Source organism: Streptomyces durmitorensis (assembly GCF_023498005.1).
Taxonomy (GTDB): domain Bacteria; phylum Actinomycetota; class Actinomycetes; order Streptomycetales; family Streptomycetaceae; genus Streptomyces; species Streptomyces durmitorensis.
Genome location: NZ_CP097289.1, coordinates 2,291,135 through 2,316,036, shown reverse-complemented (window position 1 = coordinate 2,316,036; position 24,902 = coordinate 2,291,135). Strand labels below are relative to the sequence as shown.

The following is a 24,902-nucleotide window of genomic DNA, read 5'->3' as shown; positions in this document are numbered from 1 at the left end:
GTGGCCGGAATTTCCGGATGAACCGTTTTCGTACGGCCTCCGCGGTGGACAATAAGGGGCATGAGCCAGCAGGGGGAGAGGCACGACGGAGCCTCCGGCCAGGAGGACGACTGGTGGGGTCAGCTGTACGACGACTCCGCTCATGACACGGGTCCGGCCGAGGTGGCCGACACCCTCGACGACAGGTTCGCCTCGGCGGTTTCCGCGGCGGCGGGCGAGAGCGTGGCCGATCCCGCCCCCGGGGACGGGGGCGCGGAGGGAACACTCCCGGGCCCCAGCCGTTTCCCCGATCCGGAGCCTTCGCCCCCGGATCTCAAGGACCGGCGGGGCGTGCAGGGCCCCACCCCGGGCCCCACCCCGGACCTCGCTCCCCGGATGCCGGGCTCCGGACCTCCGGGGGAGCCGTCCGTCCGAGGCGCTGGACCCGCAGCAGGCGAACCGCCCGCTCCACGCGAGCCGCTGGCTCCACCCGAGCCGCTGGCTCCACCCGAGCCGCAGGCTCCACCCCAGCCGGTAGCGCCCCCCGAGCCCCCGCCCGCCGCCCGCACCCGCCCGGGCGCCGCCCCCTGGGAGCCCCCCGCCGCACCCTCGGGCCCTGTGACCTTCCCGGCGGGGCCACCGAAGCCTCCCGGCGACCCGAGCCGCACCACCGCCGTCCCCGCGCCCCGCGCGCCCGAGGAGTCCGCGGCTCCGGACCAGCCGGCGCCCGCCCCGGTGGCAGCGCGGCAGACCCTGGCGGCAGCGACGGCGGACGCCGTCTCGTACGTCGGTGACGGACCGCCCACCTACGACGCCGAGCCCACCGTCCTGCCCGCCGCCGACCCCGACGACCTCGGCGATCTGGTCGCGGACACCGTCCTGGACGGCGCCCGCTACGGCACCTCCACCCTGCGGGCCGTCTCCGTGCGCGGGGACTCCGCGCGCTATCGGGGCGAGCCGCGGCGCGACTCGCTGCTCACCGCGCGGTTCGGGACCGGGGAGGGCGCCCTCGTCCTGGTGGCCATGGCCACCGGCGCGCGGGCCACGCCCGGCGCCCATCGCGCCGCCGCCGAGGCCTGCGCGTGGATCGGCCGTGCCGTGGGGCGCAGCCATCAGCGGCTGTCCGAGGACATCAGGGCCGCCCGGCGCGGGGACCTCAAGAGCGGTCTGCACCGCCTCACGGACCGCAGCCTCGGCAAGCTCCGCGCGCACGCCGTCGACCTCGGCATCGAGCCCGAGGAGTACGCGGCGTCCCTGCGCTGCCTCCTCCTGCCCGCCGACCCCGAGTGCCGCACCCGCGTCTTCTTCGGCGTCGGCGGCGGCGGTCTCTTCCGGCTCAGGGACGGCGCATGGCAGGACATCGAGCCCCAGGTCAGCGACTCCGCGGTTGAGGCGGGGCTTCCTGTCGTCGGCTTCGGTTCCGTGCCCCCGGAAACCCCGGAGGGCGATCGGCTCACCATGGACATGGGGATCATCACGCCCCCGAGTCCGTACGAGCCCGCCCCCGAGCCCCCGGCCCGCGAACCCTTCCGCTTCCGTGCCTCCGTAGCCCGCCCGGGTGACGCCCTGATGCTCTGCAGCGGCGGCCTCGCCGAGCCCCTGCGCGGCGAGCCCGAGTTCGCCGCGCACCTCACGCAGCGGTGGGCCAAGAGCGGCCCGCCGGGCCTCGCGACCTTCCTCGCGGACGTCCAGGTCAGGGTCAAGGGGTACGCGGACGACCGAACGGCGGCCGCCGTTTGGGAGGCGTGAGCGCCCTCACTGTGAATTCATGGACCCCAAGAGAATCAAGGGGACTGAAGGGTTCGTGAAGCCATGGCCAAGCAGAACGTCGCCGAACAGTTCGTCGACATCCTCCACCGCGCCGGTGTGCGCCGCATGTACGGAGTCGTGGGCGACAGCCTGAACCCGGTCGTGGACGCGATCAGGCGCACCAAGGGCATCGACTGGGTGCAGGTCAGGCACGAGGAGACGGCCGCCTTCGCGGCGGGCGCCGAGGCCCAGATCACCGGCAGCCTCGCCGTCTGCGCCGGTTCCTGCGGCCCCGGCAACCTCCACCTGATCAACGGCCTCTACGACGCCCACCGCTCCATGGCGCCCGTCCTCGCCCTGGCCTCGCACATCCCGTCGAGCGAGATCGGCCTCGGGTTCTTCCAGGAGACCCACCCCGACCGGCTCTTCCAGGACTGCAGTCACTACAGCGAAATGATCTCCAACCCGAAGCAGATGCCGCGGCTCCTCCAGACCGCCATCCAGCACGCGATCGGGCAGTCCGGCGTCAGCGTCGTCACCCTGCCCGGAGACATCGCCGACCAGCCCGCCCCGGACAAGTCCCCCGAGAGCGCCCTCGTCACCTCGCGGCCCACCGTGCGCCCCGGCGACACGGAGATCGACAAGCTCGCCGCGATGATCGACGAGGCCGACAGGGTCACCCTCTTCTGCGGCAGCGGCACGGCAGGCGCGCACGCCGAGGTCATGGAGTTCGCCGAGAAGATCAAGTCCCCGGTGGGCCACGCCCTGCGCGGCAAGGAATGGATTCAGTACGACAACCCGTACGACGTCGGAATGAGCGGGCTCCTCGGCTACGGCGCCGCGTACGAGGCCACGCACGAGTGCGACCTGCTCATCCTGCTCGGCACCGACTTCCCGTACAACGCCTTCCTGCCCGACGACGTCAAGATCGCCCAGGTCGACGTGCGGCCCGAACGCCTCGGCCGCCGCTCCAAGCTGGACCTCGCCGTCTGGGGCGACGTACGCGAGACCCTGCGCTGTCTCACCCCGCGCGTCACGCCCAAGACCAACCGCAAGTTCCTCGACAAGATGCTCAAGAAGCACGCGGACGCGCTCGAAGGCGTCATCAAGGCCTACACGCGCAAGGTCGAGAAGCACATCCCGATCCACCCCGAGTACGTGGCGTCCGTGGTCGACGAACTCGCCGCCGACGACGCCGTGTTCACCGTCGACACGGGCATGTGCAACGTCTGGGCCGCCCGCTATCTCTCGCCGAACGGCAAGCGCCGCATCATCGGCTCCTTCAGCCACGGCTCGATGGCCAACGCCCTGCCGCAGGCGATCGGCGCCCAGTTCACCGACCGGGGGCGCCAGGTCGTCTCCATGTCGGGCGACGGCGGGTTCTCCATGCTGATGGGCGACTTCCTCACTCTCGTCCAGTACGACCTGCCGGTGAAGGTCGTCCTCTTCAACAACTCCTCCCTGGGCATGGTCGAGTTGGAGATGCTGGTCGCCGGGCTCCCTTCGTTCGGCACGGCCAACCACAACCCCGACTTCGCCGCCGTGGCCCGCGCCGCCGGTGCCTACGGCGTGCGGGTCGAGAAGCCCAAGCAGCTCGTGGGCGCCCTCAAGGACGCCTTCGCGCACAAGGGGCCCGCCCTCGTCGACATCGTGACGGACCCCAACGCCCTCTCCATCCCGCCCAAGATCAGCTCCGACATGGTGACGGGTTTCGCGCTCTCCGCCAGCAAGATCGTCCTGGACGGCGGAGTCGGCCGGATGGTCCAGATGGCACGCTCCAACCTGCGGAACTTGCCTCGCCCCTGACGCCCGGTCAGGCGGGCCGCAGACGCAGCGTCAGGATCTGGAACGGGCGCAGCGCGAGCACGAGCCCCGCGTCGTCGGTGTGGGCCGGTTCGAGCGGACGCTCCAGGAGGTCGGTCACCTCGGCCGCGCTCACCGCGAACGACGTGGTGAGCGCGGCCGCCGCACGCCCGCCCCGGGACTCGTAGAGACGCACCACGACATCGCCGCTCCCGTCGTCCGCGAGCTGCACCGACTCCACGGTCACCGCCGGGTTGTCGACGCTCACCAGGGAGGGCAGGACGGGCGCGGCGGCGATCCGCAGCGGCAGGTTCAGCGCGAGACCTTCCGCGACCGCGTCGCCCGTCGTGGCGCCGGGCAGCAGCGCGTACGTGAACCGGTGCACGCCCAGGTCCGTCTCCGGGTCCGGGCTGTGCGGGGCGCGAAGCAGCGTGAGCCGCACGGTGGTGCCGAGGCCGTCGCCGTGCGGGGCGCGCGTCACGTCATGGCCGTACGTCGAGTCGTTGAGCACCGCCACGCCGTACGCCTCCTCGGCGACCCGCAGCCAGCGGTGCGCGCAGATCTCGAAACGGGCCGCGTCCCAGCCGGTGTTGGCGTGCGTGGAGCGGTGCACATACCCGAACTGGATCTCGGCCGCGGACCGTTCGGCGTGCACATCCAGCGGGAAGGCGGCCTTGAGCACCTTCTCCGACTCCTGCCAGTCCACCTCCGTGACGACGTCGATGCGACGGCTGCCCGCCGCGAGGCGGATCTCCTGGGTGATCCGCGATTCCCCGAAGGCCCGCACCACCCGGACGGCGACCCGCAGCGGACCGTCCTCGACCAGCTCCACGGACTCGGCGTCCGTGAGGTCGGTGTGCGTGTTGCGGTAGTGCTTGTCGAGGTCCCACGCGTCGTAGTGCGTGGGGTGGTCGGGGTGCAGCTGGAGCAGGTTGCCGCGCGCGCCGGGGGACAGGACCTCCCGCTGTGCGTCGACGTCGTGCACGGAGGTCAGCAGACCGTCCGCGTCGATGGCGACACGCAGGTGCTCGTTCAGGAGCTGGATCTCGCCGTCGGCGAGCAGGGCGGTCGCCCCGGTCTCCCGCGTGTACGAGGCTGCCTCTTCGAGGCTCTTGCTCCCCAGGGCCGGGACATCGACGTGCACCAGGGTGCCGTCGTCGGCCGTGACGACCTCACTGCGCGCGTACGGTGACGCGTTGAGCGCGGCGGGTCCACCCGGGCCGAGGGAACGGACCGCCGCCGCGGTGATCTCATCGAGCTCGGCGAGCACGCGCTCGTACGTGTCGCGGGCCTCGCGGTGCACCCAGGCGATCGACGACCCCGGCAGGATGTCGTGGAACTGGTGCAGGAGAACGGTCTTCCAGAGCCGGTCGAGGGTCGAGTACGGGTAGACGTACGCGGGGTCGCGCACCGCGGCGGCCGTGCACCACAACTCGGCTTCGCGCAGGGCGTGTTCGGTGCGGCGGTTGCCGCGCTTGGTGGCCGCCTGCGTCGTGTACGTCGCGCGGTGCAGCTCCAGATAGAGCTCGCCGGACCAGACGGGCGCCCGCGCCCCGTACTCCTCCTCGGCGGCGGCGAAGAACGCCGAAGGACGCTCGATCTCGACGCGCGGCGAACCCTCCAGGGAGCGCAACCGCCGTGCCTTCTCCAGCATTTCGCGGGTCGGACCGCCGCCTCCGTCGCCCCAGCCGAACGGCACGAGGGAGCGGGACGCGCGGCCCTTCTCGGTGAAGTTCTTCTCCGCGTGCGCGAGTTCGGCGCCATGGATCTGGGAGTTGTAGGTGTCCACCGGGGGGAAGTGCGTGAAGACGCGCGTGCCGTCGATGCCCTCCCACCAGAACGTGTGGTGCGGCATCTTGTTGGACTGGTTCCAGCTCAGCTTCTGCGTGAGGAACCAGCGGACGCCTGCGAGCTTCGCCAGCTGCGGGAAGGCGGCGGTGTAGCCGAAGGAGTCCGGCAGCCAGATCTCCTCGGTCTCCACCCCCAGCTCCTCGCGGAAGAAGCGCATCCCGTGCGTGATCTGCCGAGCCAGGGCCTCGCCGCCCGGCATGTTGGCGTCCGACTCGACCCACATGGAGCCCACCGGTGACCAGTTCCCGTCCGCGACGGCCTTCTTGATGCGCTCCCAGATGTGCGGCTGGTGCTCCTTGACCCAGGCGTACTGCTGGGCCTGTGAGCAGGCGAAGACCAGCTCGGGATAGTCCTGGGCGAGGGCCGTCACATTGGCAAAGGTGCGGGAAGCCTTGCGCACCGTCTCGCGCAAGGGCCACAGCCAGGCCGAGTCGATGTGGGCGTGCCCGGTGGCCGATACGCGGTGCGCGCTGGCGTGGGCGGGGCTCGCGAGGACCTCCGTCAGCTCGGCGCGGGCCGCCGCCGCGGTACCCGACACGTCGTGCAGATCGAGCGCGTCGAGCGCCCTCTCCAGGGCGCGCAGGATCTCGTGACGCCGCGGACGGGCGGCGTCCAGTTCGTACATCAGCTCCGAAAGGACCTCGATGTCCAGTGTCAACTGCCATACGTCCTCGTCCAGTACGGCGAGATCGGCAGACGCGAATCGGTAGATGGGGCGATCGCCCGCGGTCAGTACGTCGCCCAGGGGCGTGGGTTCGAAATCGTGCAGAACGGCCGGGTTGGCGGCCGCCTCCAGGAGGAGGTGCACCGGCTCGCCGCCCTGTGCGCAGGACGCCACGGTGATGTGGCGGTTGCGGGGGTGAATGCCCTTGATGGGCACGCCCGCGGCGTCGTACACGAGCCCCTCCGCCTGGAAGCCGGGCCCTTCACCGGTGAAGCCGGGGTCGACGACCACCTCGACATGGCGCCCGCGCCAGGATTCGGGCACCTGACCGCGCAGCCGGAACCAACTGGTTGACCAGGGCTTTCCCCACTCGGTGCCCGTCTCGAAGGGGTCGTACGAGGCGTCGATGGCCTCGGCGACGGGGACGGGTTCGCCCGGCGCGTGCCAGACGGAGAGGGCGAGCGGCACACGGTCCGCGTACTGGGCGGGGCGGATGAACTGCCGCAGGGCGCGCTCCAGGCGTCCCTCCACCAGCAGTCGGTCGTCGTGCACGGCGGCTCCTCGGAAAGCTCGGGCGGGCCCGGTGCGGCGCGGTCGGGCCCGGTCGGGATCATGCGGAAACGGTCCACCGCTTCACTTCCCCGCCGGGCCGGGGCGCACCCACTCCAAACGTTGATGAATGGACATGAGTGCCGCCAACCGGGTGGGGCATGCATCCCGTGAGCGTGTTCGAGCAGGAAGGAACTGACTCGTTTTGTGGGCGGGGGTCATGACAAGGCAGGTAAGAGGGGGCGGTCCCATTCATCTCGGGACTTCTTCGCCGAAAGCAAGGGACGAGCCGACCGACAAGAAGCCGGACGAGCTCCATCGGGCTCAACTCCGGCGCCGATTAGGGCGATCCGACCTGCGGGCGGTGCCTGAAGTGAGAGGTGCGCTGCGCGAACTGCTCCGGTCCTGGGGGAGGCCCGGAAGATCCGAGATAGCCGAGTTGCTGACCAGCGAACTGGTCACGAACGCACTGGTGCACACCGACCGGGATGCCGTCCTGACGGCGACCCTGCGGCCCGGCAGGCTGCGGGTCGAGGTCAGGGACTTCGTGGGGCGCCGCCCGAAGCTGTGCGTGCCGAACGCCGACTTCAGCACGCACGGCCGCGGCCTGATGCTCGTGCAGTCCCTCGCCGACGCGTGGGGTGTGCGGGCGCACGGGGTCGGGAAGGTGGTGTGGTTCGAACTGGACGGCGGCCCGGCCTGAACCGAGCCGCCGTCCAACTCCCGTCCTGCGCTGCTGACATCAGCCGAACTGTTGCTCCAGATCCTTGAGCTTCTGCTCCAGGGAGTCGAGCCGTGGCAGCGTCTGGGTGTCGTCCTCGGCGGTGAGGTCGACGGTGACGGGTTCAGAGCCGTTCTTCACGGCCTGGAGGGAGGGACGGGAGCGCAGCGGCAGTTGTTCCTGCGGCTGCGCCGCTATGGCAGGGTCCGCGCCGACCTGCGCGGACCCGGTGGCCGGCGCGACCGCCGGCAGGTCGACCTGGCGGCCCTGGCCACGGCCGGGGATGCTGCGGTGGCCGCGGCTGATCGCCTTGAGCTGCGCACGCTCCAGCTTCTCCCGGTCCCGCCTGGTGGTCCGGGTGCGCTCCTTCTCGCGCCGGTCCTCGCGGACCTCCTCGACCGCCTCGTCCAGGGTGCGTACGCCTTCGAGGAGCATCAGCGACCAGGCGCCGAAGGTCTCCCGGGGCGCGCGCAGCCACCGCACGATCCGGATCTGCGGCAACGGCCTGGGCACCAGGCCCTGTTCGCGCAGTGCCGCGCGGCGGGTCTGCTTCAGCGCGCGGTCGAAGAGCACCGCGGCCGACAGCGACATCCCGGCGAAGAACTGCGGGGCACCCGCATGGCCGAGGCCCCTGGGCGCGTGCACCCAGTTGAACCACGCCGCCGCGCCCGCGAACGTCCACACCAGGAGCCGCGAGCCGAGGGCCGCGTCGCCGTGGCTCGCCTCGCGCACGGCGAGTACGGAGCAGAACATCGCCGCGCCGTCGAGCCCGAACGGGACCAGGTACTCCCAGCCGCCGGTGAGGTTGAGGTTCTGGCGACCGAAGCCGACCAGGCCGTGGAAGGAGAGTGCGGCGGCGACCGCCGCACAGCAGAACAGCAGAACGTACGAGGCCGTTCCATAGACGGCTTCCTTGCGCCTGCGGCGCTCCTCGCTGCGTTCCCAGGTGTCGTCGCTGGAGGCACTGGCGGCCGCCTTCTGGCCGGCGCGCTTGCCGCGTGCGAGTACCGCCACCGCCACCAGCATGCCCAGGAGCAGGACGCCACCCGGAAGCAGCCAGTCCAGCGATATGTCGGTCAGTCTCATCTGGGGTCCCTTGCGTCGCGGTAGGGCGTTCGGGCGCAATAGTGGCCCAATCCCGATGGCCCCCAGAGGGGTTTCGGGGCAAGAGAACGCCAAGGGGGGTGCAAAGGGGTGCGGCGCGCGCCGTTTTGCTCGAACTCAAGGCCCGGAAGGGGGAGTTGAGTTCGATTAAACGAACACGAAAGGGTGGTTCAAGGGGGAGGGGTTGCGCTTTCGGCGGGGAGAGGGGCTCCGGTCAGGCCGCCGCGGCGGCACTGAGGCGCTCGACGCGCTCCGCGTCACAGGTGCGCGGGCAGGTCACACAGGTGTCCTCGGGGCGCAGCGTGTAGAACATGCAGCAGCTCGCGCGGTCACGCGTCGGCAGGGACTCGCCGTTCGGCCCCCGCAGCTCACGGAAGCCCGCCGTCCCCACGTACGGCTTGGTGGCGCCCGGAAGCAGCCGTTCGAGCTCGGCCGTGGCGCGCTGCTCCTCGCCGAGGAGATGGGCGATGTACCAGAGCCCCTCGACGATCTCGTCCGTCGCGACGCTCCACAGGGCGCGCGAACGGCGCCGCATCCGGGGCCCGAAGGCGTCCAGGAGCGGTCCCAGATGCTCGGCGACGGCGGCCCGCACCTCCCCGCGCAGCGCCTCCTCGTCCGGCACGACGCGGGCGCCGGGCAGCGAGGCGGCCGGATCATCGGGCAGACAGGCGAAGCCCGTGCTGCGGACGGCCAGGCGGCCGAGGGTGCGCTGGAAGGAGACGTTCTGTACGGGATAGCGGGGCACGCGGCGGTGCAGGAACCACGGCATGGTGATCAGGAGGGTGGCCGGCCAGGCGTAGCGGTGCAGCGCGAAGCTGGCGATGACGTCCGGACGCCCCGCCTGTCCGTAGTCCTTCAGTACCTGTGACTCGTCCCACGCCATGAAGGCGTCGAGGTCGGCCCCGCCCTCCGCGAGCCGGGAGGCGGTGACCCAGCCGCCGCCCTGTGGGGCCTGTGCGTACTCGCCGAGGTCGTCGAGCTCAGTCACGCGCAGTCCGGGGAACACCTCGGTGAGGCGTGCGTAGGCGTCCGCGAGGGCGCTCGGGGCGCGCTTGGCCAGGGTGGGAACGGACATAGGGGGACCACCGAATCGCGATCGATTGCAGGTAAGCCTAACCTTACCCGGAATGATCGAGGTTTCAACTGCGGGGCTGTCCGCCTATGGTGCCTCTCGTACCTTTCGGACCGAGCGGACTTTGGGGTGGACCTCGTGGAGCAGGCCAGAGCGCATGACGCGTACCGCCTCGCCGTCCGTGTACCGGAGCAGGTGCGGGCCTCATCGGCCCCGGCCCCGGCCCCGCCCCCGGCCCGTGGTGAGCACACCCACGGGGAAGCGGCGGGAGCGGCGGTGCCCGCGCCCCGTAAGACGGTGCGGCGGAACTCGGTCCGCGGACAGATCCTGGACGCCCTGCGCGCCGCGCTCGTCGGGGGCGACCTCGCGCCGGGCGAGGTGTACTCGGCGCCCGTGCTCGGCGAGCGCTTCGGGGTCTCGGCGACTCCGGTGCGCGAGGCGATGCAGCAGCTGGCGATCGAGGGGGCGGTGGAGGTCGTACCGAACCGCGGCTTCCGTGTCACCGAGCGGAGCGCGCGCGAGCTGGGGGAACTCGCGGAGGTGCGGGCGCTGATCGAGGTGCCGGTGATGCTCCGCCTGGCCCGTACGGTGCCCGCGGCGCGGTGGTGCGAGCTGCGGCCGCTGGCCGAGGCGAGTGCGGTGGCGGCGGCGGGCGGGGACCTGGCCCGGTACGCGGAGGCGGACCGGGCGTTTCACGGGGCGGTGCTCGGCCTTTCGGGGAATCAGCAGCTGGTGCAGGTGGCGGATGACTTGCACCGCCGGTCGCAGTGGCCCCTCGTGAGCGGTCCCGTCCATGCCCGCCGCGCGGACCTCGTCGCTGACGCGGCGGAGCACATGGCTCTGCTCGAGGCGTTGGCGGTGCAGGACCTCGGGGTCGTCCAGACCTTGGTGCGGGAGCACTTTGCGGGGGCGGGGGGCTAGGTTCGGGCGGTTCCCTGCGGGGCTTCCCCAATCCCGCCCCTTCCCGAAACCAAGGGGCTCCGCCCCCTGGACCCCCGACAAGATGTCCTCAATCGCCGGACGGGCTATCTCTAGCCCGTCCGGCGATTGAGGACGAACGCGGCGAAGCCGGTGATGACGGTACGCAAGGCCCCCGCGCCGAGCGGGTTTTCGGGAAGGGGTGGGGTTGGGGAAAAGTAACCGCTCCTACCTCACGCCGCCGGCGCCGGCGGACTCAACTGCTGCGCCAGCCACGCCGGCACCCCACCCATCAACCGGAACAGCCGCGCCGCCTCGGCCCGAAGTCGACCCGCCTCGGGCTCCGGCTCCGCGTCGGCCAACGCGGCCAGCGCAGGCGCCGTACCCACCAGATACCCCAGCTCCTCCCTGATCCGCAGCGACTCCGCGAACCCGTGCCGCGCCTCCGCCAACTCGCCCTCCCGCAGGGCCAGTCCGGCCAAGTGACGCCAGGTGAAGGAGAGCAGCAAGGGATCCGCGTGCGCCGTCGCCCCCGCATGCGCCCGCCGGTAGGCGGCCCGCGCCGCCTGGGGCGAGTCCGCGATGTGCTCCGCGATCAGACCCCGGCGGAAGTCGAGGAGAGGCCGCCCCGAAGCGTTCGGGGCAAGCAGTGCCGCGGCCCGCCCCAGCGCCGTACGCGCCTCGTCCGCCCGGTCCCGCACGGCGAGCACCGTGGACGCGTACGCCAGCTGACCGCGCTCGCACGCCGCGGCCCCGCGGTCGTCGTCCTCCACGGCCTGCGCCTCCGCCGTACGCAGTCCGTCCTCCGCCTCGGCCCAGCCCTCTCCCGTGAACAGGCACCGCTCCACCAGGAGTGAGGTTCTCTGGAGCGCTGCCGCGGGCCCCTCTCGTGAGGCCAGCAGCGCGGCCGCGTCGGTCCAACAGCCGCGCGAGCGCAGCCGCCATACCGCGGTCTGGAGTGGATCGTCCCCTGCAGTCGTTCCGGAACCAGACATGGCGGTATGCGCCACGTTGCCCTCCCCGAGCACGCCATTGAGCTGTTGAGTCGTGGGCGCATCTCAGCATGGATCGGCGCACCCGGCCAAGGGGCTGGGTGAAAGAATTCACAAAGGGCGGGCCATGAAAGGGGTTTGACCGAGGTCGCCCGTGTCAGCTCATCCGCAGTGCCAGGAAGAAATCGAGCTTGTCCTCGAGCCGCGAAAGGTCACGACCCGTCAACTGCTCGATACGGCCCACCCGGTAGCGCAGCGTGTTGACGTGCAGGTGGAGACGGGCCGCGCACCGCGTCCACGAACCGTCGCAGTCGAGGAACGCCTCAAGGGTGGGAATGAGCTCCGCCCGGTGGCGCCGGTCGTAGTCCCGCAGCGGGTCAAGGAGCCGGGCCGTGAACGCCCGGCGCACGTCGTCCGGGACGAAGGGCAACAGCAGGACGTGCGAGGCCAGCTCCTGGTGGCCCGCCGCGCAGACCCGCCCCGGACGCGCCGCCGCGACCCGGCGGGCGTGCCGGGCCTCCTCCAGGGCGCCGCGAAGGCCCTCCGCCGAGTGCACGGACGCGCTGACGCCGAGCGTGAGGCGTCCGTCGCCGTCGAGGCCCGCGGAGAGCGGGTCGCGGACGGACTCCAGGAGCGAGTCGGCAAGGAGGCCCGTCTCCGAGCCGTCGTGCTCCGCGGAGACCGCGGGCAGCGGGACGAGCGCGATCGCCTCGTCACCCGTATGGGCCACCGCGATGCGGTCGGACGGTTCGGGGCCCGACGAGAGGGGGTCGACGAGGATCTCTTCCAGGAGGGACTGGGCCACGGGGCCGCCCTCGATCTCGCCGCCGTCCCACTCGACGCGGGCCACCACGACCTGCCAGTGCGGTGCCGCGCCCAGGCCCGGAAGGAGCACGGGGGCGGCGACCCGCAGGCGCGCCGCGATCTCCGCAGGGGCCGCGCCCGTCTGGACCAGTTCGAGGACCTCCTGGGCCAGCCTGCGCCGCACCGTGCGGGCGGCGTCGCGCCGGTCGCGCTCCACCGCGATCAGCTGGGTGACGCCCTGGAGCAGGTCGAGCCGCTCCTCGGGCCAGTCGCCCGCGTCCGCCTCGACCGCCAGGAGCCAGTCCGAGAGGACCGTCTCGCGCACGTCACGCAGGGCCGCCGTGCTCGCCGCGGTCGCTGCGGAAGCCGAACCGCGCCCACTGCTCCGGATGGGGAACAGGGAGTACGCCGTGCCGTCCACCTGGACCCGGTGCGGGCCACGGCGCCCCGTGCGGGCGGCGGCCAGGTGCTCGGCCGCCAGGCGCGCGCACACCGCCGTGGAGAGGGCGGGGCCCGCCGCGCTCGACCCCGCGATGGCGCGGCCCGCGGGGGACAGGACCCAGGCCCGCAGGTCCAGGTCGGTGCCGAGCAGGTCGAGGACGACGTCGGGGCCGCCGCCCGTCGGGCCCGAGGTCATCAGGCGGCGGTGCCGGTCGACGACGGCCGCCAGATCACCGGCCCGCTCGCCGGAGACCTGCCGGACGACGTGCTCGGTGATCGTCGCGAAGGCGACCCGCTCGTTCACGGCGAACAGGGGCAGGCGGTGCCGCGCGCAGGCCTCGACGATGTCGTCGGGGATGTCGCCCAACTCGGCCTCGCCCGCCGCGAGGGCCGCCACCCCGGCGCTCGCGAGGAGGCGTACGAAGGGTTCCGTGTCCGATGCGTCGCGGCGCCAGGCGAGGCCCGTCAGGACCAGCTCGCCGCCCGCGAGGTAGCGGCTGGGGTCGCGCAGGTCGGTGGTCATCACACCGCGCACGGTGCGGTCGAGCTCTTCCTCACCGCCGAGCAGCCGCAGGCCCAGCGCGTCGGTGTCAAGGAGTGCGCGCAGCCGCATGGTGGTCGCCGCCGATCTTGTCTCGAATGGGATGTACAGACAGTCCAGGTCTGTCGACTCTGTGTCGCCAAGAGTCGACCCGGGCCCCTCGTGTCCTGGGGTGCCTCCGGTTTCCAGGGGGATTCCGCGAGGTTGCTGAGGCCCGTTCTTCATACGAATCTACAAGACGCGCGCCTTGGCCAGCCAACTCCTTCATGGTTTCGGTGACTGACCGCAGTGGACGGCGGGGCGGTGTACTTGCCCCACTCCGCGTTAACAGCACATGAACGAGCAGTCGAGGGACGAATGGCCCGAGTGGCCGGAACGAAGTCCCCCGAAGCGAATGACCCACGAAGAAGAAGAGAGCCTCATGGACTTCCTTCGCCCCGCCAGCTGGGAGGAGGCGCTCGCCGCAAAGGCCGAGCACCCCACCGCTGTGCCGATTGCGGGTGGCACCGATGTGATGGTCGAGATCAACTTCGACCACCGTCGTCCCGAGTACCTGCTTGACCTCAACCGCGTCGCCGAGCTGAGCGAGTGGTCGGTGGGCGAGGAGACGGTCCAGCTGGGCGCCTCGGTTCCGTACACCCAGATCATGGAGGAGCTGCGCACGGAGCTCCCCGGTCTCGCGCTGGCCTCGCACACGGTGGCCTCCCCGCAGATCCGCAACCGCGGCGGCGTCGGCGGCAACCTCGGCACGGCGTCCCCGGCCGGTGACGCCCACCCGGCGCTGCTCGCCGCCGACTGCGAGGTCGAGGTGGAGTCCGTACGCGGCTCGCGCCTCATCCCGATCGACGACTTCTACACTGGTGTCAAGCGCAACGCGCTCGCCGCCGACGAGCTGATCAAGTCCGTCCACATCAAGAAGGCGGACGGCCCGCAGCAGTACTCGAAGGTCGGCACCCGCAACGCGATGGTCATCGCCGTGTGCGCCTTCGGCATCGCCCTGCACCCCGAGACCCGGACCGTACGGACCGGCATCGGTTCCGCCGCCCCGACCCCGATCCGGGCGAAGGCAGCCGAGGAGTTCCTGAACGCGGCGCTCGAAGAAGGCGGCTTCTGGGACAGCAAAAAGATCATCACCCCCTCGATCGCCAAGCAGTTCGCGGAGCTCGCCTCCGGTGCCGCCAACCCGATCGACGACGTCCGCGGCACGGCGAACTACCGCCGGCACGCCGTAGGCATCATGGCCCGCCGCACGCTCGGCTGGACCTGGGAGTCGTACCGCGGCAACGGCCGCAGCACTGAGGGAGTCGCATAATGCGCGTGAACTTCACGGTCAACGGCCGTCAGCAGGAAGCCGACGACGTCTGGGAGGGCGAGTCCCTTCTCTACGTCCTGCGTGAGCGCATGGGCCTTCCGGGCTCCAAGAACGCCTGTGAGCAGGGCGAGTGCGGTTCGTGCACCGTCCGCCTGGACGGCGTACCGGTGTGCTCGTGCCTGGTCGCCGCCGGTCAGGTCCAGGGCCGAGAGGTCGTCACCGTCGAGGGCCTGGCGGACTACGCCAAGCACCGCGAGGACTCCCACCCGGGCGGCGCCTGCGGCTCCGTCTGCGGCGGCACCAGCCTCCAGGAGGCCCGCCAGTGGCAGGCCAAGGGCACCGACGGCCAGACCGGTGAGGGCGGCGAACTCTCCCCGATCCAGCAGGCGTTCATCGACGCCGGCGCCGTCCAGTGCGGTTTCTGCACCCCCGGTCTCCTCGTCGCGGCCGACGAACTGCTCGAGCGCAACGACTCGCCGTCGGACGCCGACATCCGTGAGGCGCTCTCCGGCAACCTCTGCCGCTGCACCGGTTACGAGAAGATCCTGGACGCGGTCCGCCTGGCGGCCGCCCGTCAGGAAGAGACGGTCTGATCATGGCTGGAACCAAGACCACCACGGGCGCGCCCACCGAAGTCACCCAGAAGCACAACAAGGGCGGCATCGGCGAGTCCACGCTCCGCCCGGACGGCACCCTGAAGGTCACCGGCGAGTTCGCCTACTCCTCGGACATGTGGCACGAGGACATGCTCTGGGGCCAGACGCTCCGCAGCACCGTCGCGCACGCCGAGATCGTCTCGATCGACACCGTCGAGGCGCTCAAGACGCCCGGCGTCTACGCCGTCCTGACGTACGACGACCTGCCGGCCGAGATGAAGAACTACGGCCTGGAGATCCAGGACACCCCGGTGCTCGCGCACGGCAAGGTCCGTCACCACGGTGAGCCGGTCGCCCTCGTGGCCGCCGACCACCCGGAGACCGCACGCCGTGCCGCCGCGAAGATCGTGGTCGAGTACAGGGAACTGCCCGTCATCACCGACGAGGCCTCGGCGACCGCTCCGGACGCCGTCCTCGTGCACGAGGGCCGCAGCGACGAGTACATCGAGCACGTCCCGCACCCCAACATCGTGCACAACCAGCCGATCATCCGGGGCAACGCCGAAGAGGCCGCCAAGAAGGCCGACTTCATCGTCAAGGGCGAGTACACCTTCGGCATGCAGGACCAGGCCTTCCTCGGCCCGGAGTCCGGCCTCGCCGTACCGTCCGAGGACGGCGGCGTCGACCTGTACGTCGCCACCCAGTGGCTGCACTCGGACCTCGAACAGATCGCCCCCGTCCTCGGCCTGCCCGAGGAGAAGGTGCGCATGACGCTCTCCGGCGTCGGCGGCGCGTTCGGCGGTCGCGAGGACATCTCGATGCAGATCCACGCCTGCCTCCTCGCACTGCGCACCGGCAAGCCGGTCAAGATCGTCTACAACCGCTTCGAGTCCTTCTTCGGCCACGTGCACCGCCACCCGGCGAAGCTCTACTACGAGCACGGCGCCACCAAGGACGGCAAGCTCACGCACATGAAGTGCAAGATCGTCCTGGACGGCGGCGCCTACGCGTCGGCATCCCCGGCGGTCGTGGGCAACGCCTCGTCCCTGTCGGTCGGTCCGTACGCGATCGAGGACGTCGACATCGAGGCGATCGCCCTCTACTCCAACAACCCTCCGTGCGGCGCGATGCGCGGCTTCGGCGCCGTCCAGGCCTGCTTCGCCTACGAGGCCCAGATGGACAAGCTCGCCGACAAGGTGGGCATGGACCGGGTCGAGTTCCGCCAGCTCAACGCCATGTCGCAGGGCACGCTCCTGCCGACCGGACAGCCGGTCGACTCGCCGGCCCCGGTCGCCGAGATCCTGCGCCGCGTCAAGGCACGCCCGATGCCGCCCGAGCGCCAGTGGGAGTCCAGCGAGGGCGCGGACGTCCGCGCGCTGCCCGGCGGACTGTCCAACACCACGCACGGCGAAGGCGTCGTCCGCGGTGTCGGCTACGCGGTCGGCATCAAGAACGTCGGCTTCTCCGAGGGCTTCGACGACTACTCCACCGCCAAGGTGCGCATGGAGGTCATCAACGGCGAGCCGGTCGCGACCGTGCACACCGCGATGGCGGAGGTCGGCCAGGGCGGCATCACCGTCCACGCGCAGATCGCCCGCACCGAACTCGGCGTCCAGCAGGTGACCATCCACCCCGCCGACACCCAGGTGGGCAGCGCCGGTTCGACGTCCGCGTCCCGTCAGACGTACGTCACCGGTGGCGCGGTCAAGAACTCCTGCGAGCTCGTCCGCGAGAAGGTCCTGGAGATCGGCCGCCGCAAGTACGGCTCGTACCACCCCGCGTGGGCCACCGCCGAACTCCTCCTGGAGGGCGGCAAGGTCGTCACCGACGGCGGCGAGGCCCTCGCGGACCTGGCCGAGCTGCTCGAAGGCGAGAGCGTCGAGGTCGAGGCCGAGTGGCGGCACCGTCCGACCGTGGCCTTCGACAAGAAGACCGGTCAGGGCAACGGCCACGTCCAGTACTCGTTCGCCGCGCACCGCGCGGTCGTCGAGGTGGACACCGAGCTCGGCCTGGTCAAGGTCATCGAACTGGCCACCGCCCAGGACGTCGGCAAGGCGCTCAACCCGCTCTCCGTGGTCGGCCAGATCCAGGGTGGCACCACCCAGGGCCTGGGCGTCGCGGTGATGGAGGAGATCATCGTCGACCCGAAGACCGCGAAGGTGCGCAACCCCTCCTTCACGGACTACCTCATCCCGACCATCCTCGACACGCCGACCATCCCGGTCGACGTGCTCGAACTGGCCGACCCGAACGCGCCCTACGGCCTTCGCGGCATGGGCGAGGCCCCGACCCTCTCCTCGACCCCGGCCGTCCTCGCGGCGATCCGGAACGCGACGGGTCTGGAGCTGAACAGGACGCCGGTACGTCCGGAACACCTCACGGGTACCTGACCGGCACCTGATCCCACGATCTCTCCGGGCGGCGCGTGCCTCCCGCGGAACGTCACACTTCCTGTCGCCCGCGCCGCCCGGAGAACGCCAGTACCGCTACCGCACCGCTCGCGGTCAGCGCAGTACCGAAGCAGTACCGACGCAGCACCCACGCTCTTCGGAGCCCCAGTTCGTCTCGGGCCGTCCCCCGGGTCGTGCAGCCAAACGCACCATCCCAAATCCCGCAGTCTCCACAGGCCAACCCTTTATGAAACAGCCTGTTGCGGGTGCCCCTTTGAACCTTGGGAGTTAGGCACCATGACCCAGCAGTCAACGGAGCCGAAGACCACGGCAGAGGACGCGGGCAACGGCTCACGCGTCCCGGCCGGCAGGTCCTGGCTCGACCGGTATTTCCACATAACCCACAGAGGATCGACGGTCGGCCGGGAGGTGCGTGGCGGCATCACCACCTTCATGGCGATGGCCTACATCATCCTTCTGAACCCCGTGATCCTCTCGGTGCCCGATGCCACCGGACACCGGCTCGACGGTGATCAGCTGACCACCGCCACCGTCTTCGCGGCGGCCGCCACCACCATCGTCATGGGGCTCCTCGGCAATGTGCCACTGGCCCTCGCGGCGGGGCTCAGCGTCTCCGCCGTCATGGCCTTCCAGGTCGCCCCGGAGATGACCTGGGGCAACGCGATGGCGATGTGCATCATCTACGGCGCCATCATCATCCTGCTGGTCCTCACCGGCCTGCGGACCCTGATCATGGACGCGATCCCCCTGGCGCTGAAGCACGCCATCACCATGGGCATCGGCATGTTCGTCACGCTGATCGGCTTGGTCCAGGCGGGCTTCGTCACCTCCATGCCGTCCAAGCACGGCGACATGTACTCGAAGCCGATCCAGCTGGGCGTCGACGACAAGCTCATGGGCTGGCCCGTCCTCTGCTTCGCCGTCACCGTCCTGCTGATCTTCCTGCTCCAGGTCCGCAAGGTCCCGGGCGCGATCCTCATCGGCATCGTCGGCGGCACCGTGTTCGCCGCGATCGTCAACCAGGTCGCGGGCATGAGCCAGAAGGACTGGGGCCTCAACGCCCCGGAGCTGAGCGGCTCCGTCGTCTCGTCGCCCGACTTCGGCCTCTTCGGTGAGGTGTCCTTCAGCGGTATCGGCGACATCGGCGCCATCACCGTGGGCGTCATCGTCTTCACCCTGGTCCTCGCCGGGTTCTTCGACGCCATGGGCACCATCATCGGTATCGGCCAGCAGGCCAACCTCGCCGACAAGGACGGCAAGATGCCGGGTCTGAACAAGGCCCTGGCGATCGACGGTGCCGGTGGCGTCGTCGGCGGTTTCGCCGGGGCCTCCGGCCAGACGGTCTTCGTCGAGTCCACCGCGGGCGTCGGCGACGGCGCGCGCACCGGCTTCGCGAGCGTGGTCACCGGCCTCGCCTTCGCGCTGTGCCTCTTCTTCACCCCGCTCGCCCAGCTCATCCCGACCCAGGTCGCGTCGGCCGCCCTCGTCGTCATCGGCGCGATGATGCTGAGCAACGCCCGGCACATCGACTGGACCGACCAGGCAACCGCCATTCCGGTGTTCCTGACCACCGTCCTGATGCCGTTCACGTACTCCATCACGGTGGGTATCGCGGCCGGTGTCATCGCCCACGTCCTGATCAAGGCCGCCCAGGGCAAGGTCCGTGAGATCGGCTGGCTGATGTGGGTGCTCGCGCTCGTGTTCCTGGCCTTCTTCGCGCTCCATCCGATCGAGAACTGGATGGGCGTCAAGTAGCCGCCCATCCTGTAACCACACACCCGTAAGGAGACGGACATGCTGGACATCGCCGAAGAGTTGAACCGGTGGGTCGAGCAGGGACGCGACTTCGCCGTCGCCACCGTGGTGGCGGTCGGCGGCAGCGCGCCCCGGCAGCCCGGTGCGGCCCTGGCCGTCGACTCCGACGGCACGGCGATCGGCTCCGTCTCCGGCGGGTGTGTGGAAGGCGCCGTCTACGACCTGTGCCAGCAGGCACTCGAAGACGGCGAGAGCGTTCTGGAACGCTTCGGCTACAGCGACGAGGACGCCTTCGCCGTGGGTCTGACCTGCGGCGGCATCATCGACATCCTCGTCACCCCGGTCCGCGCGGACTGTGCCGCGCGGCCGGTTCTCGCCGCCGCGCTCGCCGCGGCCGCGTCGGGCGAGGCCGCGGCTGTCGCCCGCATCACCGCCGGACCCGCGGAACTCGTGGGCCGTGCTCTTCTCGTACGTTCGGACGCCGACGCCGCTCATGAGGGCGGGCTCGGCGGACATCCCGAGCTCGACCGCACCGTGGCGGGCGAGGCGCGCGCCATGCTGGACGCGGGCCGTACCGGCACGGTGGAGATCGGGGAGGACGGCTCGCGCTGCGGGCAGCCGCTCACGATCCTCGTCGAGTCGAGCGTCCCGCCGCCCCGCATGATCGTGTTCGGCGCGATCGACTTCGCGTCGGCGCTCGTCAAGGTCGGCACGTTCCTCGGCTACCGCGTGACCGTCTGCGACGCGCGGCCCGTGTTCGCGACGGCGGCGCGCTTCCCCGACGCCGACGAGATCGTCGTCGAGTGGCCGCACAAGTATCTGGAGCGGACGGAGGTCGACGGGCGCACCGTCCTCTGCGTGCTCACCCACGACGCCAAGTTCGACGTGCCGCTGCTCGAACTGGCCCTGCGTCTGCCGGTCGCCTACGTGGGCGCGATGGGATCGCGCCGCACGCATCTGGAGCGCAACGACCGGCTCCGTGAAGTCGGCGTCAGCGAACTGGAGTTGACCCGCCTCCGCTCGCCCATCGGCCTCGATCTGGGTGCGCGCACCCCGGAGGAGACGGCCCTTTCGATCGCCGCGGAGATCGTCGCGAACCGCCGGGGCGGCAGCGGCGTATCGCTGACCGGCGCGCACACGCCGATCCACCACGACGGCTCGCGGCGTCCCGCGGGGCGTATCGGGTCCGTGGCCTGACGTCCCTCCGCGTCTCCGGGATCCGCCGCCCGAGGTCCACGGGCTCGCCCCTCATTCCTGCTACGTTGCGTCACAAAATGACCACTTTGTGACGCAATGGGAGCATGTGTGAAGGTCGCCTGCGTCGGCGGCGGTCCCGCCGCCCTGTATCTCTCGATCCTGCTCAAGCGGCAGGACCCGTCCCACGACATCACCGTCCACGAGCGGAACCCGGCCGGGTCGACGTACGGCTGGGGGGTCACCTACTGGGGCGGCCTCCTGGAGAAGCTCCGCGCAGGCGACCCCGAGTCCGCGCGCGCCATCAGCGAGCACTCGGTCCGCTGGAGCGACGGCATCGCGTACGTCGGCGACCGCACGACCGTCAATCACGGCGACGAGGGCCACGGCATCGGGCGCCACCGGCTGCTCGACATCCTCGCCACGCGGGCCCGGTCCCTGGGCGTACGCGTCGAGTTCGAGAGCGAGATCACGGACGCGGCCCAGCTGCCCGATGCCGATCTGGTCGTCGCGGGCGACGGCGTCAGGAGCGTGCTGCGCGAGCGTCACGCGGACCACTACGGCGCGGAGGTCGCACTCGGCCGGAACAAGTACATCTGGCTCGGCACCACCAAGGTCTTCGACTCCTTCACCTTCGCCTTCGTGGAGAGTGCGCACGGCTGGATCTGGTGCTACGGCTACCGCTTCAGCGACGAGCGGAGCACCTGCGTCTTCGAGTGCTCCCCGGAGACCTGGACGGGCCTCGGCCTGCACGAGGCGAGCGAGGCCGAAGGCCTCGCCCTCCTGGAGCGGCTCTTCGCGGGACCGCTCGACGGGCACCGCCTGATCGGCCGCGCGCAGTCCGACGGCAGCGCGCAGTGGCTCAACTTCCGTACGCTGACCAACCGGACGTGGCACCGGGGCAACGTGGTCCTGCTCGGCGACGCCGCGCACACCACGCACTACTCCATCGGCGCGGGCACGACGCTCGCCCTGGAGGACGCGATGGCCCTCGCGGGCGCGCTGCGGGGGAACCCGGAGCTCGCCCCCGCCCTCGCGAGCTACGAGCGGGAGCGCAGGTCCGCCCTCCTGTCCGTCCAGAGCGCGGCCCGCTACAGCGCCCAGTGGTACGAGAACCTGCCGCGCTACATCGGCCTCGACCCGGCCCAGATGTTCGCGCTCCTCGGCCAGCGCCACTCGCCGCTGCTCCCGCACATCCCGCCGCAGCTGTACTACCGAATCGACCGCGCGGCAGAGCAGTTGGAGCCGCTGCGCAGGATGAAGCGGTGGCTGGGGCCGCGGGTCGCGCGGACGCTGCACGGACGGGCGCAGGCTTCGCGGGACTGAGCCGCGGGACTGACATCGTGGGATTCAGGTGCGGGACTCAGGTGCGCGCTCCGCGGGGCGGCGCGAACTCCCCGACGGCATAAGGGCCTGGGCGACATCAAGCGCCTCGAACTCGAAGACCCCGCCGACCCCGCCGACCCCGCCGACACCGGCAGCGAGGCCGACCTGCCCCGCCCCGTCTGACCACGGGCCGGGGCGTGCGCCCCCGTTCGTGAGCCCCCCGTCACACGAAGGGGCGGGGCGGGGGAGAGGAGAGCAGCCCGTCCACCGCCCGCCCGAACATCCACCGGGCGGCGGCCACGAGCACCCCGTCGAAGATCCGCGGCAGCCACCGCACGCGCAGGTCCTCCCGCCAGGCGACCGCCGAACCGGCCTCCGCCCGGGGTGACACCTCGATCTCGGCCCACCCGGTGACGAACGACCCCCGCTTCTCGAGCCGGCACAGGCCCCCGCCATCGGTGGCCGGGCGCCATGTCACGACCTCCATCACGTCGTCGAAGCCGACGGGACCGAGCGCGCTGCGGGCGACGAACACCGTCCCCTCGCCGCTGGGCGGCGGCGTCCGGACGGTCACCCGCGTCAGCGGGACCACGTCGGCGTGCCGCTCCCACGCGGTGAGCCGGCGCCAGACCTCGCCGGCGGGCAGGGACGATTCCCGGTCGATACGGAAGAGAGCCATACGGCGATCCTGGCAGGCCGCGGCACAGAAGCCCGTAGGCCGGCTACGGCCGGTAGATCTTCCCGGGCTCGGCCTTGCCCGGCGCGAGCAGCTGGGGCACCGTCACGAAGACGTAGCCGCGCTTCTTCAGCTCGTCGATGATGCCCGGCACCGCGGGCACCGTCCCCTTGTAGATGTCGTGCAGCAGGATGATGCCGTCCCGCTGGGTCTGATCGATGACGCGCTTTTGGATCAGGGCGGAGTCGTTGGTCGTGTAGTCCTTGGCGGTCACGCTCCACAGGACCTCCGAGAGGCCCTCCTTCCGCGAGATCTCGTTCACGTCGGGGTTGGTGCGTCCCTGCGGCGGGCGCATCAGCGTCGGCTTGTGGCCGATCAGCTTCTCTATCGCCTCGTTGGGCTTGCGCAGTTCCTCGCGGGCCTCGTCCGGCGTGATGTCGGTGAGGATCTTGTGCGACCAGGTGTGGCTCGCCACCTCGTGGCCCTCGGCCGCCATGCGCTTCACGAGCTCGGGGTGCTTGGCTATGTGGTTCTTGCCGAGCAGGAAGAAGGTGGCGGGCACCTTCTCCTCCTTGAGGATGTCGAGCAGCCGCGGCGAGTTCTCGCTCGGCCCCGCGTCGAACGTCAGGGCCACGCACTTCGCCTTGCGGCAGTCGACCGTGCCGAGCCGCGCCTGGCTCTTGAGGCTCGCGGCCGCCGCGTCCTTGCGGGCGGAACTGGGCGATGTGGTGTCCACCTTGGTGCATCCCGTCAGGGCGACGGTCATGACCGCGGAGGTCATGACCGTCATCACAGAGGCGTGACGGAACCCTTGGGCGGATCGCTTCATCTTGCTTTTCACAGCGAGCATGGTGTTTTTCGCAGCAGGCATGCCCGCACTATACATAGCGTGTATACGCGGTGTGTATAGAGGGGTCCCCGAGACGCGCCCCGGGCCCGTGGTCAGGAGGTATGTGCCCTCTAGCGGCCGCCCGCCAGGCCGCCCGCCAGGCCGCTCATCCAGGCCTCGACCGCCGTGGCACCGCGCGGCAGACCTGCCGAGAGGTTCTCGTTGCCGTCGGCCGTGACGAGGATGTCGTCCTCGATGCGGACCCCGATGCCCCGGTACTCCTCGGGCACGGTGAGGTCGTCCGGCTGGAAGTACAGGCCGGGCTCGACGGTGAGCACCATGCCCTCCTCGAGTACGCCGCCGACGTACTCCTCGGTGCGGGCCTGGGCGCAGTCGTGGACGTCGAGGCCGAGCATGTGGCCCGTGCCCGCCATGGTGAAGCGCCGTTGCAGGGCGAGCTCGAAGACCCGCTCCGGGTCGCCTTCGAGGAGGCCCCATTCGACGAGCTTGTGCGCGAGGTACCGCTGCGCGGCGTCGTGGAAGTCGCGGTACGCGGCGCCCGGCTTCACCGCGGCGATGCCCGCCTCCTGCGCCTCGAACACCGCGTCGTAGATCTTGCGCTGGAGCGGCGTGAAGGTGCCGTCGATGGGGAGGGTGCGGGTGACGTCGGCGGTGTAGAGGGTGTGGGTCTCCACGCCCGCGTCCAGGAGGAGGAGTTCGCCGGGGCGCACGGGCCCGTCGTTCTGCTCCCAGTGCATGATCGTGGCGTGCTCGCCCGCCGCGCAGATCGAGCCGTAGCCGATGTGGTTGCCCTCCAGGCGGGCGCGGCGGAAGAAGGTGCCCTCGATCCAGCGCTCCGACGTGGCGACGGCGGTGGCCAACTCCCTTACGACATCGGTGAATCCGCGGACCGTGGAGTCGACCGCCTTGCGCAGCTCGCCGATCTCCCAGTCGTCCTTGACCAGGCGCAGGCCGGAGAGCGCCTCCTCCAGTTCGGCGTCGCGCTCCTCGTCGGTCGACACGGCCGCTTCGAGCGCCGCGTCGTGGCCGCGCACGATGCGGGTCGGCACGTCGGGCGAGGCGGCGAGCTCGGCGGGGGCGTCGCGGACGTCACGGCAGGGCAGGCCGAGGAGCAGCTCGGACTCGGCGAGGCTGCGCCTGCGGCCCATCCACAGCTCGGCCGTCATGCCGATCCAGAACTCGTTGCTGTCCCGGCTGTCACGGGGGAGTTGATAGAGGTGCGCGTCGTGGCCGCCGTCCTCTCCGGTGCGCGGTTCGAGGACCAGGGCGCAGTCCCTCGCCTGGTCGCCGGTCATATGGACGTACGCGGAGTACGGGCGGAAGGGGTAATGGCTGTCGTTCGAGCGGGTCTTGAGCTTCCCCGAGGGGATCACCAGGCGCTCGCCCGGGAACAGCGCGGACAGGGCGGCGCGGCGGCGGGCCGCGTGCGGGGCCTGTTCGGCCGGGCGCAGGTCGCGCTGCTCGGTGTCGGCCCAGCCGGTCCTCATCAGGGCGGAGAGCTCGTCGGAGATCTCGGGGTAGAGGCCGTTCTTGCGCACCTTGGACTTGGCCATGGGGTTCACCTTTTCCTCCCCGTTCGGGGCTCGTGGCGGAG

Annotated in this window: 18 protein-coding genes; 10 read left to right on the top strand and 8 right to left on the bottom strand. The window is 71.0% G+C overall.

The genetic code is table 11. The annotated features are described in order from the left end of the window. Nucleotides 1-60 precede the first annotated feature (60 nt). Together M4V62_RS10575 and M4V62_RS10570 are read left to right on the top strand one after the other, a co-directional pair. Nucleotides 61-1,728: a protein phosphatase 2C domain-containing protein gene (locus M4V62_RS10575; RefSeq protein ID WP_249586987.1), complete on the top strand. Its 1,668-nt coding sequence runs from the start codon at nt 61-63 to the stop codon at nt 1,726-1,728. Nucleotides 1,729-1,791: 63 nt separating this feature from the next. Continuing rightward, entirely contained in the window at nt 1,792-3,534 is a 1,743-nt protein-coding gene (locus M4V62_RS10570; RefSeq protein ID WP_249586986.1) for a pyruvate dehydrogenase, read from the top strand. A 7-nt stretch (nt 3,535-3,541) separates the two neighbouring features. Here M4V62_RS10570 and M4V62_RS10565 read toward each other — a convergent pair whose 3' ends face one another. Next, nucleotides 3,542-6,598, bottom strand: a complete 3,057-nt coding sequence (locus tag M4V62_RS10565) for an alpha-mannosidase (RefSeq protein ID WP_249586985.1) — start codon at nt 6,596-6,598, stop codon at nt 3,542-3,544. 217 nt (nt 6,599-6,815) lie between these two features. On the opposite strand from M4V62_RS10565, the gene M4V62_RS10560 reads away from it, so the two are divergent. Then, nucleotides 6,816-7,298, top strand: a complete 483-nt coding sequence (locus M4V62_RS10560) for an ATP-binding protein (RefSeq protein ID WP_249586984.1) — start codon at nt 6,816-6,818, stop codon at nt 7,296-7,298. A gap of 39 nt (nt 7,299-7,337) precedes the next feature. Here the strand turns inward: M4V62_RS10560 and M4V62_RS10555 are convergent, their stop codons facing one another. Next, nucleotides 7,338-8,402, bottom strand: a complete 1,065-nt coding sequence (locus M4V62_RS10555; protein ID WP_249586983.1) for a DUF2637 domain-containing protein — start codon at nt 8,400-8,402, stop codon at nt 7,338-7,340. A 232-nt stretch (nt 8,403-8,634) separates the two neighbouring features. After that, the gene (locus tag M4V62_RS10550) at nt 8,635-9,495 is read right to left on the bottom strand and encodes a (2Fe-2S)-binding protein (RefSeq protein ID WP_249586982.1); all 861 of its coding nucleotides are present in this window, start codon (nt 9,493-9,495) and stop codon (nt 8,635-8,637) included. Between the two features lie 135 nt (nt 9,496-9,630). Here M4V62_RS10550 and M4V62_RS10545 point away from each other — a divergent pair, with 135 nt between their 5' ends. Continuing rightward, nucleotides 9,631-10,413, top strand: a complete 783-nt coding sequence (locus M4V62_RS10545) for a GntR family transcriptional regulator (protein WP_425575005.1) — start codon at nt 9,631-9,633, stop codon at nt 10,411-10,413. 230 nt (nt 10,414-10,643) lie between these two features. On the opposite strand, the gene M4V62_RS10540 is transcribed toward M4V62_RS10545, so the two are convergent. Beyond that, a complete protein-coding gene (locus M4V62_RS10540) occupies nt 10,644-11,405 on the bottom strand; it encodes a hypothetical protein (RefSeq protein ID WP_249586981.1) in 762 nt (253 codons plus the stop codon). 154 nt (nt 11,406-11,559) lie between these two features. Continuing rightward, the gene (locus tag M4V62_RS10535) at nt 11,560-13,260 is read right to left on the bottom strand and encodes a PucR family transcriptional regulator (RefSeq protein ID WP_249586980.1); all 1,701 of its coding nucleotides are present in this window, start codon (nt 13,258-13,260) and stop codon (nt 11,560-11,562) included. 349 nt (nt 13,261-13,609) lie between these two features. On the opposite strand from M4V62_RS10535, the gene M4V62_RS10530 reads away from it, so the two are divergent. From M4V62_RS10530 to M4V62_RS10505, 6 genes are all read left to right on the top strand, one after another. Continuing rightward, nucleotides 13,610-14,500: an FAD binding domain-containing protein gene (locus M4V62_RS10530; protein ID WP_249586979.1), complete on the top strand. Its 891-nt coding sequence runs from the start codon at nt 13,610-13,612 to the stop codon at nt 14,498-14,500. Next, nucleotides 14,500-15,093, top strand: coding sequence for a (2Fe-2S)-binding protein (locus M4V62_RS10525; protein ID WP_249586978.1), 594 nt, complete (start codon nt 14,500-14,502; stop codon nt 15,091-15,093). The genes M4V62_RS10530 and M4V62_RS10525 overlap by 1 nt, the downstream gene beginning before the upstream one ends. Nucleotides 15,094-15,095: 2 nt before the next feature. After that, a complete protein-coding gene (locus tag M4V62_RS10520; protein WP_249586977.1) occupies nt 15,096-17,486 on the top strand; it encodes a xanthine dehydrogenase family protein molybdopterin-binding subunit in 2,391 nt (796 codons plus the stop codon). Between the two features lie 297 nt (nt 17,487-17,783). Then, a complete protein-coding gene (locus tag M4V62_RS10515) occupies nt 17,784-19,262 on the top strand; it encodes an NCS2 family permease (protein ID WP_249586976.1) in 1,479 nt (492 codons plus the stop codon). A gap of 39 nt (nt 19,263-19,301) precedes the next feature. After that, the gene (locus M4V62_RS10510) at nt 19,302-20,459 is read left to right on the top strand and encodes an XdhC family protein (protein WP_249586975.1); all 1,158 of its coding nucleotides are present in this window, start codon (nt 19,302-19,304) and stop codon (nt 20,457-20,459) included. A 108-nt stretch (nt 20,460-20,567) separates the two neighbouring features. Beyond that, nucleotides 20,568-21,782, top strand: a complete 1,215-nt coding sequence (locus tag M4V62_RS10505; RefSeq protein WP_249586974.1) for an FAD-dependent monooxygenase — start codon at nt 20,568-20,570, stop codon at nt 21,780-21,782. 223 nt (nt 21,783-22,005) lie between these two features. On the opposite strand, the gene M4V62_RS10500 is transcribed toward M4V62_RS10505, so the two are convergent. The 3 genes from M4V62_RS10500 to M4V62_RS10490 all read right to left on the bottom strand — a co-directional run bounded on the left by M4V62_RS10500 (nt 22,006) and on the right by M4V62_RS10490 (nt 24,861). Next, nucleotides 22,006-22,461 (bottom strand): SRPBCC family protein, encoded by a 456-nt coding sequence (locus tag M4V62_RS10500; RefSeq protein WP_249586973.1) that lies wholly within the window; start codon nt 22,459-22,461, stop codon nt 22,006-22,008. Between the two features lie 43 nt (nt 22,462-22,504). Next, nucleotides 22,505-23,248, bottom strand: coding sequence for a polysaccharide deacetylase family protein (locus M4V62_RS10495; RefSeq protein WP_425575006.1), 744 nt, complete (start codon nt 23,246-23,248; stop codon nt 22,505-22,507). Between the two features lie 170 nt (nt 23,249-23,418). Then, nucleotides 23,419-24,861 (bottom strand): aminopeptidase P family protein, encoded by a 1,443-nt coding sequence (locus M4V62_RS10490; RefSeq protein ID WP_249586972.1) that lies wholly within the window; start codon nt 24,859-24,861, stop codon nt 23,419-23,421. Nucleotides 24,862-24,902 lie beyond the last annotated feature (41 nt).